The organism is Candidatus Thiodictyon syntrophicum (genome assembly GCF_002813775.1).
In the GTDB taxonomy this organism is placed as follows: domain Bacteria; phylum Pseudomonadota; class Gammaproteobacteria; order Chromatiales; family Chromatiaceae; genus Thiodictyon; species Thiodictyon syntrophicum.
In genome coordinates, this window is sequence record NZ_CP020370.1 from 1,408,112 (window position 1) to 1,427,117 (window position 19,006).

13 protein-coding genes are annotated in these 19,006 nt (G+C 66.5%); 5 read left to right on the forward strand and 8 right to left on the reverse strand.

The window, feature by feature from the left end:
- The first annotated feature begins 144 nt into the window (after positions 1-144).
- Positions 145-369 carry a hypothetical protein gene (locus THSYN_RS06110; protein WP_100918353.1) on the forward strand — a complete coding sequence of 75 codons (225 nt, stop codon included), beginning with the start codon at positions 145-147 and terminating at the stop codon, positions 367-369.
- Positions 370-778: 409 nt separating this feature from the next.
- Here THSYN_RS06110 and THSYN_RS06120 read toward each other — a convergent pair whose 3' ends face one another.
- From THSYN_RS06120 to THSYN_RS06160, 8 genes are all read right to left on the reverse strand, one after another.
- On the reverse strand, positions 779-1,414 hold the full coding sequence (locus THSYN_RS06120) for a transcriptional regulator (RefSeq protein ID WP_100918355.1): 636 nt from the start codon (positions 1,412-1,414) through the stop codon (positions 779-781).
- A gap of 899 nt (positions 1,415-2,313) precedes the next feature.
- Complete coding sequence (locus THSYN_RS06130; RefSeq protein ID WP_157817487.1) at positions 2,314-4,116, reverse strand: hypothetical protein; 1,803 nt, start codon at positions 4,114-4,116, stop codon at positions 2,314-2,316.
- A 137-nt stretch (positions 4,117-4,253) separates the two neighbouring features.
- A complete protein-coding gene (locus THSYN_RS06135) occupies positions 4,254-6,983 on the reverse strand; it encodes a hypothetical protein (protein WP_157817488.1) in 2,730 nt (909 codons plus the stop codon).
- Positions 6,974-8,335: an McrB family protein gene (locus THSYN_RS06140; RefSeq protein WP_157817489.1), complete on the reverse strand. Its 1,362-nt coding sequence runs from the start codon at positions 8,333-8,335 to the stop codon at positions 6,974-6,976. The genes THSYN_RS06135 and THSYN_RS06140 overlap by 10 nt, the downstream gene beginning before the upstream one ends.
- Before the next feature lie 245 nt (positions 8,336-8,580).
- Entirely contained in the window at positions 8,581-10,167 is a 1,587-nt protein-coding gene (gene tnpC / locus THSYN_RS06145; protein WP_100918359.1) for an IS66 family transposase, read from the reverse strand.
- 265 nt (positions 10,168-10,432) lie between these two features.
- A complete protein-coding gene (locus THSYN_RS06150) occupies positions 10,433-11,317 on the reverse strand; it encodes a hypothetical protein (protein ID WP_100918360.1) in 885 nt (294 codons plus the stop codon).
- Between the two features lie 521 nt (positions 11,318-11,838).
- Positions 11,839-12,186 carry a type II toxin-antitoxin system Phd/YefM family antitoxin gene (locus tag THSYN_RS06155; RefSeq protein WP_216644688.1) on the reverse strand — a complete coding sequence of 116 codons (348 nt, stop codon included), beginning with the start codon at positions 12,184-12,186 and terminating at the stop codon, positions 11,839-11,841.
- A 32-nt stretch (positions 12,187-12,218) separates the two neighbouring features.
- Positions 12,219-14,696, reverse strand: coding sequence for an nSTAND1 domain-containing NTPase (locus THSYN_RS06160; RefSeq protein WP_100918361.1), 2,478 nt, complete (start codon positions 14,694-14,696; stop codon positions 12,219-12,221).
- Positions 14,697-15,167: 471 nt separating this feature from the next.
- Between THSYN_RS06160 and THSYN_RS06165 the strand changes: the two genes are divergently transcribed.
- The 4 genes from THSYN_RS06165 (at position 15,168) to THSYN_RS06180 (ending at position 18,928) form a co-directional block, all read left to right on the forward strand.
- Positions 15,168-16,346, forward strand: a complete 1,179-nt coding sequence (locus THSYN_RS06165) for an aspartate aminotransferase family protein (RefSeq protein WP_100918362.1) — start codon at positions 15,168-15,170, stop codon at positions 16,344-16,346.
- A 39-nt stretch (positions 16,347-16,385) separates the two neighbouring features.
- Entirely contained in the window at positions 16,386-17,303 is a 918-nt protein-coding gene (gene argF / locus THSYN_RS06170) for an ornithine carbamoyltransferase (protein ID WP_100918363.1), read from the forward strand.
- Between the two features lie 447 nt (positions 17,304-17,750).
- Positions 17,751-18,431 carry a TIGR04211 family SH3 domain-containing protein gene (locus THSYN_RS06175; protein ID WP_236848803.1) on the forward strand — a complete coding sequence of 227 codons (681 nt, stop codon included), beginning with the start codon at positions 17,751-17,753 and terminating at the stop codon, positions 18,429-18,431.
- Between the two features lie 236 nt (positions 18,432-18,667).
- Positions 18,668-18,928, forward strand: coding sequence for a ribbon-helix-helix protein, CopG family (locus THSYN_RS06180; RefSeq protein ID WP_100918364.1), 261 nt, complete (start codon positions 18,668-18,670; stop codon positions 18,926-18,928).
- The last annotated feature ends 78 nt before the right edge of the window (positions 18,929-19,006 follow it).

Consider the following 19,006-nt stretch of genomic DNA (forward strand, 5'->3'; position numbering starts at 1 on the left):
CGGCGTGGCTTCGCTGGTCATCAAGTCGTTCTTCTGAGGCTCGACGCCCGCACCCCTTCCGGGCTGCGGCCGAACGACCGAGGGCCGGGTGAGGGGAGCGCCCACCGAGGGTGGGCGGCAGGCGATCGGTTGGTGCGCTGACCGTTGGACGAACTGGCCCGACAGTTGATCACGCTGGAGCTGGCCGTGCCCGGTCTCTATGCAACCGCGCTGTGGCTGGTGGCCGCCGAAAAGGCGACGGTCGCCGCCAGCCCCGGACTCTATGCCGCCCTGGCCTGCTGGGGTCTTGCCCTGGTGCCCGCTCTCGTGACACCGCTCGAGAGACTGGGCAAGTATTCGAGCCTTTTTTATCAGTTACATAGCGCTTAGTCGTGATACGGTTTCGAGAGAAAAGCGCCGAAAATTGCTATTTTGTGCCGATTTCGCCCCGATTTCGCCTCGGGGCGCTGAGCAATCTCTATGATTTACCATAGCATAATACTTTCACAGTCTCTCGAGCGGTGTCACGCCTGTGTCAGGCGCTGTGCGCCGCGAGGCCAGGGCGCTGATCGCGACCGTGGCAAGCGCCCGTTGGTCCGGGCCGCACAGCGGCCAACACATGGGTGACACCGCTGCAGCGGTGTCACCAGCGCAGAGTCCCGAGAGCGCCTCGAGCTGGCCCCGCCCCGCAAGCCTGGCGGCCTGCGCGCCGCGCTCTCCCGGCTGGTCGGGCGCATCGGCAAACTTCTTCGCATCAGGCGGCTCGGATTTCAGCGGCTTTCCGGGGCCGCACAGGTTATCAAACGCCGAGGGCATCTTGTCCTCCCATCAGCCAGATCTTGGGCTGCGACAACACGCGCGTGACAAAGGCGTTATCGTCGCTCAACCGCGCGGCCAAATCCGCGCGCGATAAGATCGTCGGGTTCACCGTCCGGCCCAGACGGGCGCTGGCGCCCTCCAGCGCCCCATAGGCATCGGCGTAGCTCAGCGTGTCGCTGACCAACATCAGATCGATATCGCTGGTCGCGGTGTCCTGTCGTTTGGCCACCGACCCAAACACAAAGGCGGCGTCGATCCGCGGCGCTAACGGCTGTAAGGCCGCACGCAGGGGCTCCGCCAGGCCGACCGTCTTCTGGGCGAGCCCGCACAGCTCTGCGAATACGGGCGAGTCCGGGTTGGCCTGGTAATGCTTGCGGTTGCCGACGGGACGGACGCTCAGCAGCCCGCCGTGGGCCAGGCGCGCCAACTCGCGCTGCACGGCGCCCGAGCCGCAGCCCGCCAAGCCGATCAGTTCCGTGGCGTAAAAACTCCGATCAGGCTGGCCGAACAAGAGCCCCAGCACCCGCTGCTGGGTGCCGGTGAACAGTGCGTCAGCAAGGCCCGCGCCGCGCGGCGCAGATGGCGACTTCGAGGCGGCTGGAGATTTTGTGCCCATATTGGGTATGAGCATACCCAAAATAGGTATACACAAACAAGCCCCCGGCTGCGATTTGTCTGAAAAATACTTAACAATTAGCCCCGTAGGGTCCGCTGTGCGGACCGAGCACCGCTCGAGTGCCTACATGCTTGAGTTGCGCACTGGACCGGGGTAGCCTCTGTGTCCACCGCTGCCGAGGAGGACGCCATGCGGAATCCCGATATGTATCAGCGGACTCTTCTGCGTCGGCATCGACGCGGCGAGCTGGAGCCTGCTGTGATCGGCCCCGCTCAGCGTTCCCTGACAGTCGCGCAGCGACGCTGTGGGAGCGGCTTCAGCCGCAACGAGGCCTTGCAAACTGCCCCAGCGTCGCAGGTTACCGCGGCGTCGCAGCGCGGCCGGAGACCGAAATAGACCAGACCGTCTAAGTCGTCCACGGGGATTGATGCTCGATGCAATAGTCCTTGGCGATCTTACTAAGCTGCATTGCCGGAGGTGACCAGTGGAGGCGCTGAAGCTCAAGACCATCGATGACCTGTTCCTGTCCCCGCACGAGCGTTACGCTGAAAGGTCAGGGCCGCGCCCGCATCCCACCCTTCGAGGCCGCCGAATTGGACCTGGACGCACTGCTTGGCGGCGGATGACAGGGCCGCGCCCTTGGCCTGTCGGCTCCGGCGCCCAGGCACCGGACCGAACGGCGCGGCGGCGGGGGTGCCTGCGACTGCATCGCCTGGCCGTCGGGCGCGCTGTGGCGATGCAGCGGTGGTGCGTTGCGGCGATGAGGGGTGCGGGTCGCTGCGTGCGGGCGAACGGCCGCGATCCCGATTGGCTTCCAGGCGGGCATTCGGTTGGTTCCGGTCGGTGATCTGTAGTATGTGTCCTATTTCCCCGATGCCGATTGAGTCGACCACGATCGATCAATATGGACTAATACGGCGATATCCCTGCACCGGGTCAGTATCCTCCACCATCCTGCGCGCCTGCTCATCTAGACGGAGCACGGCCGCCGGCAAGCGACGGACCGGCGGAGTCTGCCCGCACCGCTGTGCCCGATGGACTTCAATGACGAGGCGATTCCAGAGATTGACCGGGCTGTCGGGCAAGGCGGCGCTGATCTTGAGGCTGCGGGTGAAAGCATCACATGCCGCCCTTTGTCTGCCTCCGGCCTGCCACTCCAGTACGCCGATATCGCGCCAGACGAGCTCGCCCGGATGACCAACGAGGCCGTCGGCACGGGCGCGGAGTATGCGCAGTAGCCTCATGAGACCCCCGGTCGGTGCCCCGCTGTTCAACAAGGCCGCGTCCGCCGCTGCCCGCGCGGTGTGCTGCAACGCGAACGGATCATTGTGACGTTCGATCAACGCTTCGGCCAGTTCCAGGGCATCGGCGGAGCGCCCCTGATGCACCGCGTGCCACACGCGATAGCCGAACAGGCGCGACCGGTCTGACTCGTTGAGCGTCTGTGCGTCGATCTCGTCCAGCCGTGTGCCAGCCTCGACCAGGTCAGCCGGCTCCCGCGCGAGCAGCAGCGCCCGGATGAGCGTCATCCGCGCCCTGAGCCAAAGCCGCGACTGCACGAAGCCGCTCAGCCGCGGCGCGTCGTCCAACTGTTCCCAGATGGTTCCGTACTGTTTCGTCAGCCGCAGATGATTGCGTGCATGGCGTTGCGCCGCGGCGAAATCGAGTCGCAACTCCTCGGTCAACGTGCGCAACACCTGTGCGTCCAGCATCAGGTGAAACAGGCTCGGGTCCATAGCGGTCGCCGTGGACAACGCGGACTGCCCAGCCAGCATCCGCTCGGCGGTTGGCAGGTCGCCCATCTGGTTCGCGACCTGGTGCATCAGGTTGTGCAGCCGGCAGAGCTGGGCAGGTGGTCCGTTGGTGGCGAGCAACGCGGACTCGATTCGTGTTAGCGCGGCGGCCAGCAAGTGGTGGTCCTGGGGCGCCTTGTGCGCACGCCACAGGCGCTCGAGTACGGCCTCCAGCGTCGCCATCGGCCCCGCTGTGCCGCAGCCGAGCACCCGGCGCCACAGGTGCGCGAGGGCAGTCGCGCGGCGCCCGTCGCAGTCAGCCTGCGTGCCGCAGTCGAGCAACGCCCAGCGTGCCAGGGCCGCGGCCAGATCGCCGTCGCGTTCGGCGATCCGCGCCCGCCGCTCGGCATAGCCGCCGAGGCCCTCAAACAGCCGCAGCCGATCCCGCTTTACCAGCGCGGCGAACAGCGCACGGCTCTCCCGACAGCGGCGGTTGTAGGTCAGATTCGCGATGAAGTCCGCGACCGCGAGACCGGCGGACTGCGCGGCTGGCCAGATGTGCATATCATGGGCATCGAGCCGCGCGAGCAGCCCGCGCGCGGCGAGTCCGACCTCCACCGAGTCCTCGATGCGCAGCACCACGTCGGCCAACAGGTCCTCGCGGGTCGACATCAGCGTGCCGTCACGCCGCTGGCGCCTCGCCACGATGACCTGTAGCGGCGCATCCTCGCGGTCCTCCGGCAGTGCTGCATCCGCCAGGGCCAACAGGTCCAGCAACATCAACCGATAGGTGCGCTCGCTATCCTTCAGTCCCGCGCCGCGGGTGTTCTCGACGACAAGCATGCTGGTCACGACTCCGGAGCTCCAGACCGCAGCGAGCACGGTGCGAGCGATGTCGGTCGCCTCCGTGTTGCCTCGCGTCTTTCGCAATTCGGTCAGGTGCAGGTCCGCGACGGTCGGGATGCGCAAGCGCTGCAGGACTGGCTCCAGTGCCGCCGCGAGCCGTTTCTCCGCGACCTCCGGTGCGCCGGCACAGAGAACGCCGCTGACGACCCAGCTCAGGCTCCTGGTGAAGTCACCGGATTCATCAATGAACAGGGTCCGGCTCACCGTGGCCATGGCGGTTTCCTCTGGTCGTAGCGTCTATCGAATTCATCCGGCCCGGGGTCTTCACTGGCAATGGGCATATAATCGCCGCAATGGGGGCAGCAGATATTGTAGGGGTCGAGCGGATGGGTCTCGTGGAAGGTCCAGTAGCCCCCTAACTTGAACAAATGGGTTCCACAGCCGGCGCTGACGTTCCAAACCAGCATTCGACCGCAAGCGCGACACCAACAGGCGCGACCGGGACGATCGGTTTCGGGCGTACCTGGCGGCGGCCGATCCATCATTTCTGTACCGCCGCAGGCTGGGCAGATCAGCGGATACCTTGGCGACCGATTGTCGTAGGCGCCCAGGCTGTCGTCGAGCCCGAGATACAGGTGCATCAGGATCAACCGGGCGAGTGGATCGGAGACTCCCGGCCGCAACAGGACTGCGCCATGTCGGTGGTCCGGGTTCTCTTGATCCCAGACCGGACGGGTTTCGGCTTCCGGAACCAGATGAGCCCCGCCATAATGGCAGTATGCGGAGCCCGCAGCGCCGGAATCGGCCCCGCGGCCAGGGTGGAGCACGAAGACCCGATTGTCGCCGGGCTCCCGGTACCCGCGCCGGGCAATGAGCTCATCCAACTCGTCGATGAGGCTCGGCCCGGCGCCTTTGTCGCCAATCCAGCCGAACGGCTTGCACTTCGCGTCGAGGATGAGCCGTGGATGTGCAGAAGCATCCGCGTCCCAACGATTGCCTGACCAGGGTTCGGTGTCTGTATCCCAACCGCTATGCGGTAGCACCGTGAGCGCGAAATCGGGTCTGGGCCATTGTGATTCCGGGCGGTCGGTACGCGGCAGCCCGGACTGGTATTCAAACAGCAGGTCGCGTCCGGTCGCAGGTCCCGCGAATCGCAGTGACAAAGTCCCTTGGCCGGTAACACAGCCGAGCAGCCGGTCCCGAAAATCCGCGGGCGGCGTCAGATGGAAGTGCTCGCGCAACACCGCGACGATGCGCAGCAGGCACCAACGCTCGTAAATCGTCGGCAGGTCGAGAATGCCAAGGTCTTCCAGCCGCAGGAGACCGTCGAGCTGGGAACTCGTCAGCCCCGCCGCGTCCAGGGCGCGTCGATAGGCACCCAAGGCGGCGCGATAGTCGGGATTCAGTACATAGGTCATTGAGCCGGTGAAGGCCGAGTGACGGGCGGTGCGAACGCTGAGCTTCTTCGCGCGTGTCTCAAGGGTCGAAACCTGATGGGCCAGGGGCGTCAGTTGTTCTACCATCCCGTGCCAAATCGCGCTGGCGGCACGCAGTCGTTCTGCTGAGCGCTGGGCCTCTTCGATATCCCGGCTTTGATCCTGAGCGTCGCGGCGGTTCAGGAATTCCAAGAAATCCCGCTGGGCAAGAGAGGCTTGCCGACCGCGGAGCGAGTCGATCTCTCCCCGCAGTCCCGGCTCCAGGTCCGACTCGATGCTGTTCAGAAATCGAACTTCCCAGATACTCCAATCCCCGGCATCAGACTGTCCATGATTGACGTGCTGAAAACCCCCAGAAAGCCGATAGCAATTACGCTTGCCATAAGGATTCTTCTTCCAGAAGACGGATGCAAGAGTTCCCGTGTCGCTTGAGAAATTCAACCGAACTCGCTCGCGTTTACCATGACCCCAAACGCCGATGCCCCAGAAACCGGGTTTTCCACGGGCAGCATCGACCATCGGGTTGTCGATGACGAGCAGTTCTGCGCCTTGAGCAGAGCCTGAACCAATGAGAAGTTGGTTCTTTGCTACACCATACAAACCGAGTCGTGACTCCAACTCTGCGATGAATCGCTCCAGCCCTCGCGCGTCAACCTTTGATCTACCAAGCGTATCGGTCATCAAGCGCGTTCTATCATCGTCTGCTAGTGCCCGGCGGATGAAATCGCTCGCCGCCCCCTGGGCACCCGCGTTCAGCGCCCGCAATGTGCGGCCAAGGCGCCCGCACATCGCCAGGAGTTGCCGGTTCTCGGGTGTGTCGAAGCTTGCGACGTGCCCACGCCCGCTGACCCGCCGAGGTGCGCCACGCGTGGCCAATTCCCGGAAGGTGCCGGTATGGGGCCGCACCCGCTCGATTGGCTGCAGCTCACGCACCTCGCGCAACTCGCGATGCGGCTGGTCCAGCGCCCGTCCGGCATAACGGATGAATGCGGAAACCGCCTCCAGAAAGACCGGATCGACGCCGCCGTCCGCGCGGCGATCGGTCCCGCGCGTCGGGCTCGAGGGCTCCAGGATCAGTTGCCAGGCACCATTGCGGAACTCATCCAGCAATGCATCGAAGTCGCCGCCCTCGAAGCCCGGCGCGTAGACCTGCAATCGGATCCGATCATCGCCCACTTGTAGCCGCGCATCGCCGGCGTGGCGGCACAGTGGGGCGTCATGGTAGTTCCCGTTCTTCGCGTTTCTCCATTTGCCCTTCTCGATCCACCACTCAGGCCCATCAGGCGCGCGGATCGGCACCATCGGGACGGGTCGATCGTCAGCCGCGATCAACACCGGCGCCGGGGCACCGGGCGGCAATTGAACTGCCAATTGACCGCCACCCGCCGACGGCAGGACCGGATAGGCTGCAATTTCGGCGATCCAACCTGTACCGTCGGGCTGCAATGGAATGGGATACTGGGCGACCTCGACAGCAAGCGGGATGTCCTGCTTTGCCCAGGCCACCCGAATGATCCGCAGTTCAAAAGAGGGCGAGTTGTCCATCAGGCCCAATAGTTGAAGATGCCGTCGTTGGCCTCGGCACGGGCGACCAATACGTCGAGATCGCGTTTGGCATTGAAGGGCTTAAAGTCCGGCAGATCATCGGCAAGCCGGCGCCGCAGCGCATCGACAATCGCGGCACAGCTTTGCTCGCCGCGACCCCGAGCCCGTTGCTTGCCATCGAACGATAAGCGGGGCAGCAGCTTTTGACGCAACAGATTGTTCAACGCAACCTGATTCAATCCGTTAGCCTCGTAGAGTTCCGCCAGCCGGTCGCGATAGAGCATCGCCTGGCGCATGGGTCGCATGCCGAGTTCGATCCCCAGCGGCGCGAGAAATTCCTTCGCATACTGCGTCAAAGATGCAACCAACGGATCGGCTGCGTCATATTCAGGGTACGCGGCTCTATTAGGAAACCGGGATGCCGGAATGCGAATACCATGCGGCGAACGGTCCGCTCCGCCAACCTCCTTCCTGACTTGGTCCCAATATTCAAGAGGACTTTGAAACTGAAGCACATGGGCGCGGTCGAGCACTTTTGGCGACAGGTAGTGTGTGGTATCGTCCATATTGACGGCGCCCACGAAACGCACGTTGCCGGGGATGGGTAGCCGTGAGGGTACCGTCAGTGCGCCGGAGAGCATGCGGCGGATGCGTGCGTGCAACTGAGGAAACGACTCGCCATCGGCAAGCGCCAGGCGCTCGGCGAGCAGCGCCATGGTCGGTCGGTCGGCGAGCAGGGTCTCAAGGCTTGCGGCATTCAGGTCCAGTGACAGGCCCAACAATGCCTGAACGAGCACGCGCAACTCAGTCAGTACGTGTCCGGCCTCGTCGTCCGGATAGAGATCAATGCTTGGGTCTTTACGCTCCTCCAACTGCGACAGAAAGTCGGCAAAATAGTATTCGACCCGGGCCAGGTTCATCTCGTCCAGGCAGATGATGTACAGCCGCCCCGGATCGCGGCTGGCCGCGAACAGGGCCTCGATAAAGGGGGTTCCGGTATAGGCGCGTTGTAGCGGGTTGTAGAATCCAATCAAGTCCTCCGCACTGGTCCAGTTGGGCTTGACCGAGATGATCTTCGCCACATTGCCGGTCGCCTTGGCATAGGACTTCACCAGATTCGTCTTGCCCGACCCGGACAGGCCGGAGAGGATGATCAGATCGCCGGTGCAGAGCAGCGCGTGGAAGTTGGCGAGCAGGTCCCAGGGATAGCCGATCCCGGTGCCGAAGAGATAACGCTGGATATGACAGATTGCGCCTGGGGTGTCGCCGTCGAATTCCGGCCAGTCCGCGAGCGCCGGGTCTACGGGTGCATTGTCATTGGGAAATAGTGCATGCCGCTGGGCGTCGGTGATCAGTTCCAACCGGCGCAACAGGTCGACTTGGGGCTTCACATAGGCCCGTAGTAACCGTTTAGCCCCCCCTGGGTGCTGGGTGCCAAGGAGTCCCGGCGGGTCGCGGCGGCCTTGATCATAAATCCGGCCATCAGCCCTTGCGGCGGCCCGTCGCGGCCGGGAACCGCTCCGACGCCGTAGGAGCGACCCCGGCTGCGACGCGTGCCAGCCGCGGCCGGGCCGCAATTATGATCACGGCCGGTCGCGGCGATCGGTCAGATGGCAGGTAAGGGCAACGGCGGGGCCTGAAGCCCTTGGCGGCGCTGGCGGACTACCTCGGCCAGATACGGCCAGGGCGAGACGGCGCGTTTGCGACAGGTCTCGATGACGCTGGCCAGGTGGGCGAAGGCGCGGGTGCCCTGCGCGGTGCGGGTCCCCATGCCGATGCGGCGGGCGATGACCCAGTGGCGCAGGGCGCGCTCGGCTTCGTTGTTGGTCAACGGCAACTCCGGATGGTCGAGTACCACCCAGAAGGTGTCCCAGTCGTTGAACAACTCGCGCGCCAGCGCGCGCATCTTCTCATGCGGCGCATCGACCTGACGCAGGCACTCGTCGAGCAGGGCGTTGAGCATCCGCGCATGCCGTGCGCGCAACACCCCGACGGGGGGCGGGGCGCCGCGGGCGTCGTAAACGGCGGCCATCACCGTCGCGATGACCGTCAGGATCTCGCTGCCAAAGCGCTGGGCCGCCGGTTCCAAGCCATCTTCCAGCGCCTGGGCCTTGCGGATCAGGTGGGCCAGGCAGCGCAGCCGTTGGTCCAGGTCGCGATAGGCCCAGAAGCCGTCGCTCATCAACCAGCCGTTGAAGGTCTCGCCGAGCACCTGGCGCACGACCTCCACCGAGCGCTTGCCAACGACGAACAGCGTGGCGGTGGCACAGGTGAACACCCACAGCCACCGCAGCCGACCATGCTCCTTCCAACTGGTTTCATCGGCATAGCGCAGTTCGACATTGCGCACCGCCGCGTAGAGTTCCGCCTCGACCACCGGGGCCACCGCCCGTCCGGCTTCGTGAAGGCACTGGTTGATGGTCGCGCTCGACAACTCCAGACCCAGCCAATCGGACAGAAACTCACGGACCCGCGCCCGCGACAACCGCATGCGCTGGCTCAAGGCGCAGATGAAGGACACTAGCAACGGTCCGGCCAAATGCCACTCGGTCAGGGCCACCGTCCACTCGACCTCGCCCGCCGCGCGCCCCGGCTGCGCCTGCGTCCAGTGGCCGCAATCGCAGCAGCATTCAAAATAGATGTGCTTGGTCTGGCGCAGGAGCAGTCCGGTCGCGCCGGCACCGGGCTGGATCAGCTCGATTTCGTAGCGGGCGTTGTGTGCCCGCGCCACATGAGCATCCGTCAACGCCTGGCCGCACCCCGCACAGCAGGTTGGCCGGTGAGGCTGCTCGGCGTCCACCGGCAGGTGCTGGGTGCGGCTGTGCCCCGGGCTGCCCGGGCGCCGACCGGGGGGCTGGCCGGTGACCGTCCGGTGCGAGCCCTGACGGCGCGGCCGGGGCGCCGCCGGCCCCGCCGGCTCAGCGTCGCCGGGGGTGTCTGCCGCAGCGGCCCCGTCCTGCGACCCCGCGGGGACGTCGGGCTGGCCAGCGGGCGTGTCCTGACCGCCCGTGCCCTCCCACGGCAGCCGCGTGCTCGGTGGCCGCGAACTGTTGGAGGGGTTCTGCCCCAGCCGCTCGCGCGCCGCCTTCAGGTCCGCCAGCGCCTTGCCCAACAGCACCCGCGCCTGCGCCGACGTGAGCGTCTGCAGGTAGGCGTCGTCGAATTGTCTGAGGTCGTGATCGCTCAGGTGCATGGCGGGGGCGTGGCGGCGCTGGCGCACTCTCGTATAGAAGCTTGGGCCATAGTTTGCCAGGACCGTCGAGCTTTGTCGCGTAGGCTTATGATCGTCGGCGAGGCATTCATCCGACTCCCGGCCATCCCGCTGGCCGCGCGGTCGCTGGTCCGCACAGCGGACCCTACGGGCGCGCAGCCTCCCCGTAGGGTCCGCTGTGCGGACCGGGCGTGGCTGGCCGAAACTACGTCACGCCGTCCGCGAGGGGGCTAAGAACAGGGGGGGGCTAAACGGTTACGGCCCGTAAGGCGCCGGTCTGGCTGCTGATCTCATCGCGTTTCCGATCGCGCTCCTTGCGAGCCACCGCGAGTTCCTCCTCGATGGCTTCGAGTTCTTGCTGTATCGCGAGTTCTTGCGCATGGTAGTCGGCTGCAAGTTCCGCCTCCCGCGCACGCGCGTCCTGCTCATGCTGCTCACGCTTGGCAGCGAAGTCATCCTCGACCTCTTGGGCCAACCGTTGATGTTCTTCCTTGATCTCGGCAAGCTCCTGGCTAGCGGCATCCCGCTCCTCCTGCACCTGTTCGCGCTCGCGCCGTTTGGTGTGGAGATCGGTGGCAACGTCGGCCGACTTCTGCTTGAGGTGATCGACTTGTTCAGCTAGCCGGTCCAACTCGACCTGGGCCGCCGAGCAATGCTCGTTGATGTAACCCCGACAGAGTGTTTCCTCGAGTTCAATGCTGCCGTCTTGGTTGTGATAAACATTCTCGGCTGAAATCCGGGTTAGCCGTTCGATCGAATTGGGGTCGGCAGCGATCCGTATTGGATTCTTCCGATTGCGTCGCTCATGAGTGGGCGCGAGACGCACTTGGGCACTGACTTCGCTGTTCGGCAGGCAGCCGTTAAGGACAGCATTCGCATCCGTGCAGACAAAGACCTCTCGGTTTCCCAAGCCTGGTTCCGATTCAAAGTCCGCCAACGGATACCTCAGTAGCGTACCATCCGCGGACCTGACATCGGTCAACCACCAATGGTCATTGTGTCCTTTCTCCAGTCGCCCACGAACGCGAAGATCGTTAATCCCCCATCGCTTCTTCAGATAGTCGGTTCGCCGATTGTCGTTCAGCGGTTCGACCTCTGCAATGGTCTTATATGTCTCGTTCTCGTCTTCCATGGTCTTGACGGCTTCTCCAGCTACTTGCTAGTGATTCGATCCTAGCGCCTCTTGGGGGTCGAGCAGATGTACGGCCTGGGCAAAGTCAGTGCAATCCGCGGTGAAAGTCAAGGATAAGGCGGTCTTTCCGACAGTATACCGGGCTCCCGGTCGGTCGCCTAGGACCTGTACCTCCCTGCTGACCAAGCCCATCACGGCTCAAGACTCGACTTTGCTCCCCGTGGCCGAGACTTGCCGAAATCTGCCGGATACCTGCCCTCGGTCCGCGCAGCGGACCCTACGGGCCGGAGGCCGCTCCCCCGGGGACCTCGCAAGCTGCCGTCGTCCCGTCGCGGCTGAAGCCGCTCCCACGGCGGGACGGGGCATTCGCCCCGTCCCAACCGTTTATTCCGTCGCCGAGAGTACGGCAGACCCGCGGGTCCCGAGCAAACATTGCGGACGGGCGAATGCCCCGTCCGGCCCGGAATCGGGCGTATTGCGGGTCGCCAAGGTCAGGTCATGAGCCCAGGCCGTGGCGGCAATCAGCATAATAGGTCACGCCCGTCCTCCTCCAGCGTCTGGACCAGGGCGTTGGGCCTGGTAGAGCGCGGCGCCAGCACCAGTGCGTAGTCCTCCTCGTCCATGATCTGACGCAGTTCGGCCAGTTCGTCTCCAAGGGTGCGCCGGTTTGCCTGTTCCGACCATTCCTTGAACGCCTGGTACTGCGCCGCATCGATTACCGCGGCCACCAGGCGCTTGCGGTTGTAGATCAGTTGGGGTTCGACGACCGCCCGGCGCACCAGATCGGAAAACTGTTGTTTCGCACTCGCGATGTTCCAAGGCATAGCGACCTCGCTGATCTTCTCTTCTTTGCGTTCATTTGCGTTCATTCGCGGACAAGTCCTCTTTCCAGCCCGTGCCCTCAATCCCCCGTCACCACCCGAAAGCTGCTGCCCCCCATGCGGTCCTCGGGCAGGCCGTCGAGCCGGAAGTCGGCGCGGGCGAAGCCCATGTTGACGCGCCAGGAGCCGCCGCGCAGGACGCGCGAGCGGTCGGGGTCGGCGGCGATGATCTTCGGCTTGTCATAGCGGTTGCGGCACCATTCCCAGGTGTTTCCGGCCAGGTCGTAGACGCCTTGGGCGCTGCGTCCGGCCGGGTACATGCCGACCGCGGTGGCGCGCCCGACCGCGCCTTCATCGGTGTTGGCGTGGTCCTCGCGCCAGTCCCGGCCCCAGGGATAGATGAAGCCGGGGCGCGCGCCCTGGGCCGCCCATTGCCACTCCCACTCGTCGGGCAGCCGCACGCTGTAGCCCAGACGGGCGCTCAACCAGCGGCAGAAGGCGGTGGCCTCGAACCAGTTCACCTGGGTGGCGGGATAGTTGCCGTGGCGGCGCGCGGGGCCGCTGACCGGGGGGGTCTGGCGCAGGTCCGTCCACCACTTGGGTGAGGCGAAGCCGTCCGCGGCCTCCAGGAAGGCGGTGAACTGGCACTGGGTGACCGGGTAGGCGGCAATCCGAAAGGGTGCGACCGCAAAGAGCCCGTGACCCTCGATCAGCACCTCCCCGGCCGGTATGGCGCACCAGCGGATGGCGGGGAGGCCGTCGGCCACCCCGACCCCGGGACGCGGATCGCCGATCTGGGCCAGGCGCAGACCGATCTCCTCGCGCTGCACGGGCTCCACCCGGGAACACAGGATCTCGCAGAGCAGCCACTCGGGCTCCGGGGTCAGGAAGGAGGAGAGGTCCAGGTCGCGCTCCAGTTCGTCGAGCAGGCCCGTCTCGGCCAGCAGGGTGCGGGCCGACTCCAGCACCTCGTGGTGCCACCGCAAGTCCGGCGGATAGCCGATGGCCGCCCAGGTGCGCGCCTCCACCTCCAACTGCTCGCGCGCGCGCAGGGCCTCGCGGCGGCGCTCGATCCAATGGCGCAGGGCTAGCCACTCCTGCAGCAGGGCCTCGTGGACGATCTCGACGGTGGCGCGCTCGCCCTGGCCGATCTTGACCAGCCGGGTGTCCGGCGCCGCCAGGGCCTGTGCCAGGGCCGCGGTCTCGGGTTGGGCGGCGAGCTTGACCCACTCCAGGCGCCGCCGGGCGGCGGTGCCGTCCGGCGCCACCGCGATGAGTTGGGAGAAGAGCCGGTTCAGGGTCGTGCGGGCCGCGGGCCCGCTGCGGTCCAGGGCGCGCTCCGCCCGGCGGGCGATCACCGCCTTGAGCCCGCCGTGGCGGTGTCCCGCGTAGAGGTCCAGGGCCATCACGGCCGCGCTTCCCCCCCGCCGGCTGGCCTGATCGTAAGTGTCTTTGAGCGCATCGGCCAGCAGCGCCAGCCCGCCCGGCTGGCCGCTCGCGTCGCGCAGGAGGTGCTCCACCAGCGCGGGCTCGATCTGCATCGGCGCGGCCAGTTCCAGTTCGGTCAGGGGCCCCAGGATCATCCGTTCCAGGCCGGACCGCGATGGCGGCGCCAGGCAGTAGAGCCCGCCGGCATTGAGGGCCCGCGCCAGGTCCGGCAGGGCGCAGCAGCGGTGCAGCAGGTCGACCCGCAAGGTGCCCAGGAGGCGCAGGCGCGGCTCTTCCAAGGCCTCGATCAGGGTTTCCAGGAATTCACCGGCCAAGTCCTCGTCGACCGCGGTGAACAGTTCCTCGAACTGGTCGATGACCAGAAGCCAGCAGGCGTCCGCCGGCCGTCCGGCCAGGACGCGCGCTAGCAGTTCGGCCAGGGCCGGGGCGCCGTAACCCTTGATGGCGGCGGCCTCGGTGGGCGCATCGAAGGGCGCCACCCCGGGCTCGCGCGCCAGCCCGTAGGTCAGGGCCAGGAAGGGGTCGCCCCCGTGTCCGGCCGGGACCATGCTGCTGACCTGCCAGTGCGCGGCCGCGGGCAGGCGCGGCAGCTCGCCCGCCGCCAGTCGCCCCGCCACGCCCGCCTGGACCAGGGACGACTTGCCGCACCCGAGCAGTCCGGCGACCAGGATCAGGCGCGCGCCCGCGGGGGCGCTCAGGCGGCGCAGCAGGTCCCGGGTCGCGGCCCGGCGGCCGAAAAAGAGCGGGGCCTGCCAGCACTCCAGCGGCCGCAGCCCGGGATAGGGCTCCCCGGCCCAGGGCCTTGGCGGCGCGGCGTCCGCGAGCCCGGCGGCCAGTTCGGCAAGGACCAGTGACCCCGCGGCACCGTCCGCCCCCAACTCACGCAGGTCTTCGAGCAGGCCGCGCATCCCGGGGCCGCTGGATGCGGCCAGGGCCAATTCGATCAGGCGCTCCGCCGCGTCCGCGGGGGTCGGCGGGATCGGCCCGGGGTCCCGCGTGGTCAGGTCCCAGGTCAGGTCCGCATACAGGGCGCCCCGGGACTCCCGGCCACCCCAGCGGGGCAGGCGGACGATCAACTCGCGCAGGCGTTGGCGGTCGGTGGTGTGCATTGCGGCAAGTCCTTGGGATCCCGGAGCGGACTGGGAGGCCAGGGAGCGCCCCCCGGCTAAGGGCATACATCTTAGCCGCTTGCCCGCGTCCTTGTCCGCGTCCCGATGGTGCCGGGACGCGATCAGAGCTGATGTGTTGACGCCGATCCCGTACCCTACAGCGACCGGACCTTCTTACGGACCGGGGGTCGTTGTCGTTGTCGTTGTCGTAATCGGACAATCCGATCACGACAACGACAACGACAACGACAACGACAACGACAACGACAACGACAACGTACCCGGGATCTCGATTACCCCTTGATCCGGGGTCCGTGAACCCAAACACTTGTCTCCCTTAGGGGAGACGCGCTATCGTTGACGGCTTCACCTTTTCGGTCACGGCGGTTTCCCGCGTGGAGAAGCCGCCTTTTTGTTTTTCGGACGTGGCATGGCGCCCGTCCCGGAGCCAACACGGTGGGGCCTGCCCTGATGAGCGAACCCTTGATGACGACCTACAAGCGGCTGCCGGTCACCTTCGCGCGGGGCGAAGGGGTCTGGCTGTGGGACGATGCCGGCACGCGCTACCTGGACGCCCTGGCCGGGATCGCGGTGTGCGGTCTGGGCCACGCCCACCCGGCGGTGCGCGACGCACTGTGCGAGCAGGCCGGGCTGCTGGTGCACACCTCCAACATCTACCGCATTGCCGAACAGGAGCGTCTGGGCGCCCTGCTGACCGACCTCGCGGGCATGGACCGCGTGTTTTTCGGCAACTCGGGGGCCGAGGCCAACGAGGCGGCGATCAAACTGGCGCGGCTCTACGCCCATCAGCGCGGGGTCGAGCATCCGGCCATCCTGGTGATGGAGAACAGCTTCCACGGCCGCACCCTGGCGACCCTGACGGCCACCGGCAACCGCCGGGTCCAGGCCGGCTTCGAGCCCCTGGTGCAGGGCTTCGTGCGCGTCCCCTATAACGACATCGGGGCGGTGGAGACCGCCGCCGCCAATCGCAAGAACATCGTCGCCATCCTGGTGGAGCCGATCCAGGGCGAGGGCGGCATCAACATCCCCGGTGACGACTATCTGCCGGCCCTGCGGCGCATCTGCGACCGCGAGGGGTGGCTCCTGATCCTGGACGAGATCCAGACCGGGATCGGCCGCACCGGGCGCTGGTTCGCCTTCCAGCACACCGAGATCGTGCCGGACGTGATGACCCTGGCCAAGGCGCTCGGCAACGGCGTGCCGATCGGCGCCTGCGTCGCGCGCGGGGCGGCGGCGGAGGTCTTCGGCCCCGGCACCCACGGCTCCACCTTCGGCGGCAACCCGCTCGCCTGTCGGGCGGCGCGGGCGGTGCTGGAGACCATCGCCGCACAGGGCCTGGTCGAACATGCCGCGACCCAGGGGGCGGCCCTGCGCGACGCCTTTCGGGCGTCCCTGGCCCGGGTCCCGGGGGTCGTGGCGGTGCGCGGTCGGGGCCTGATGCTTGGCATCGAACTGGACCGCCCCTGTGCCGAGCTGGTGATGTCGGCCCTGAGCGCGGGGCTGCTGATCAATGTCACCGCCGAGCGGGTGATTCGGCTCCTGCCCCCGCTGATCATCGAGCCGGACCAGGCGACCCACTTGGTCGAGGTCTTGAGCACCCTGATCCGCCGTTTCCTCACCGCCCCTTGAGCGCGCGCCCGATCCCATCCCCGGAGCTATGGACCCCCGATGCAAGCCACCTGTCGGCACCTACTGTCACTCAACGATCTGACCGCCGAGGAGGCCCGCGCCCTGCTGGCACGCGGCACCGAATTGAAGGCGATGCACCGCCGCGGGGAGGACTACCGCCCCCTGCGATACCGCACGCTCGCGATGATCTTCGAGAAGTCGTCCACCCGCACCCGGGTCTCCTTCGAGGCGGGCATGGTCCAGCTCGGCGGCCACGCCCTGTTCCTGTCGGCGCGCGACACCCAACTCGGGCGCGGTGAACCGGTCGAGGACGCCGCCCGGGTCCTCTCGCGCATGGTCGATGCGGTGATGATCCGCACCTTCGAGCAGACGACGGTCGAGCGCTTCGCGGCCTACTCCCAGGTCCCGGTGATCAACGGCCTGACCAATCGGCTGCACCCCTGCCAGGTGCTGGCCGACCTCCAGACCTATTTTGAGCACCGTGGCGACATCCGCGGGCGCCGGGTGGCCTGGATCGGCGACGGTAACAATATGTGCCAGACCTACCTGGAGGCGGCGCGGCTCTTCGATTTCGAGCTGCGCGTGGGCTGCCCCGCCGGGTTCGAGCCGGATGCCGACCTGCTGGCCGCGGCCGGCGAGCGCTGCACCGTCCTGCACGATCCCCTGGCGGCGGCGGCGGGGGCCGATCTGATCGCCACCGACGTGTGGGCGAGCATGCACCAGGAGGGCGAGCACGCCGCGCGCGCGGCCCTGTTCGCCCCCTACCAAGTCAGCGAGGCACTCATGGCCTGCGCTGCCCCGGACGCCCTCTTCATGCACTGCCTGCCCGCCCACCGGGGGGAGGAAGTCGCCGCCGCGGTTATCGACGGCCCCCAGTCGGTGGTGTGGGACGAGGCGGAGAATCGGCTGCATGTGCAGAAGGCGTTGCTTGAGTTCCTGCTGGTACCGGGGCCTTGAGCGGCAGCGCCTCTTGCACCGGGCACTGCAAAGGGCGGTTCGCGGCCGGGGCGCGGAGACTGAACGCAGACCTGGTACCGCTCAATGGAAGTGCTCGGACCATTGGCGTAGGGTGCGCCGTGCGCACCTTGAGAGGCTGCGGTTGATCGCCGCGGCCAGGGTTTCGGTTGGCGCCATGGTGCGCACGGCGCACCCTAGGGTCGCGGTGCGGTCAATGGTCGGAGCATTCCCATCGTGCGGTACCAGTAGGTTGCTCCGCCTTTTCTTGCGACCCGTCCAAGCCCCAAAGGGGCGTGACATACCAGCCCAGGGCCACGCTCTGGGTATGAGGTATCGCTGGGCCTAGCCCTGAAAGGACGTGACATAACGATCTTCGGTCCTCATGCCGCATCGGAACCACCCTGCCACCGTCGGTGGCCCTACAACACGTCGTAGCGAGAACGCCCCGTGAGACCATCAGCGCCGTTGCTGCTCGGCCTGTGCGCCGTGCTCCTGACCCCGACCTGGGGCCGGGCCGAGACCCGTTATGTGACCGATGAGGTGCAGATCACCCTGCGCGCCGGCGACAGCACCCGCTACAAGATCCTCAAGATGCTGCCCAGCGGCACCCCGCTGGAGGTCCTGGGGGTCAACCAGACCACGAAATTCGCCCGGGTCAGGACCGCGGACGGTACCGTCGGGTTCGTCCCCGATGATCAGCTCAAGAGCGAACCGGCGGCGCGCAACCGGCTGGCCGAGTTGGAGGCGCGCCTGGCCGAACTGCAACAGAACCCCGACGCGGTCGCCGCCCGGTTCGCCAAGACCCAGACCGAACTGGCGGAGCTCAAGTCGCGTTACCAGCAACTGGAGCGCGACAAGCAGCGCCTGGAGCAGGACCTGGCGACCATCCGCCACGCCAGCGCCAACGTGCTGGAGGTCACCACCGACCGGGAGCGCCTGCGCGTCCAGGTGGCGGCCCTGACCCGCTCGGGCGCCGACCTGGAGCAGGAGAACCGGGATCTCAAGAACCAGGCCAACCTGCGCTGGTTCCTGAGCGGCGCCGGGGTCCTGGCCGGCGGCATCCTGCTCGGTCTCATCCTGCCGCGCCTGCGCCTGGGGCGGCGCAAGAGTGCCTGGGGGTCGCTGTAGTCCACACGAGCGATGTCACGCAAGCTCTTTGACGCGCACATTGGCGGATCTTGGCCACCAAACCGGAGTTTCCGCAGGACCCTTCAAGGGTGGCCGCGGCGCTGCGCTGGTACGGCGCCGGCGCCCTGGAGCCCGGCAATACACCAGCATGACTTGGCTTCAATGCTGTGTCCATACGCAGACGATGCGTTCGATAGCCGGAACGATCACCCCCGGGCAACAAAGCGAGGCAGGCTATGCAGGCAACGATTTCCGTGGATCGCGAGACGGATGCCCGTCTCGATCGCTTGTCATCGACGACCAGGCGCTCCAAGTCGGACCTCGTGCGTGATGCGCTGATTGCGCTTGAGGCAGCGCAATCCGACGAAGCGAGTGAGTGTAGCGCGTTCGACCTGATCGGCGATTTGGTGGGGGTTGGCAAGGACGGACCCACAGACTTGGCGCGGACCCACAAGCAGGCATTTCGGGCGCTTCTGCAAGGACGCAAGACAGAATGATCAGAGCGCGTGTGCTGATCGACTCTCGATCGGCGCGATTTCGAGATCTATCGCCTGCCAAGCCGTCGCGCGCTGAGC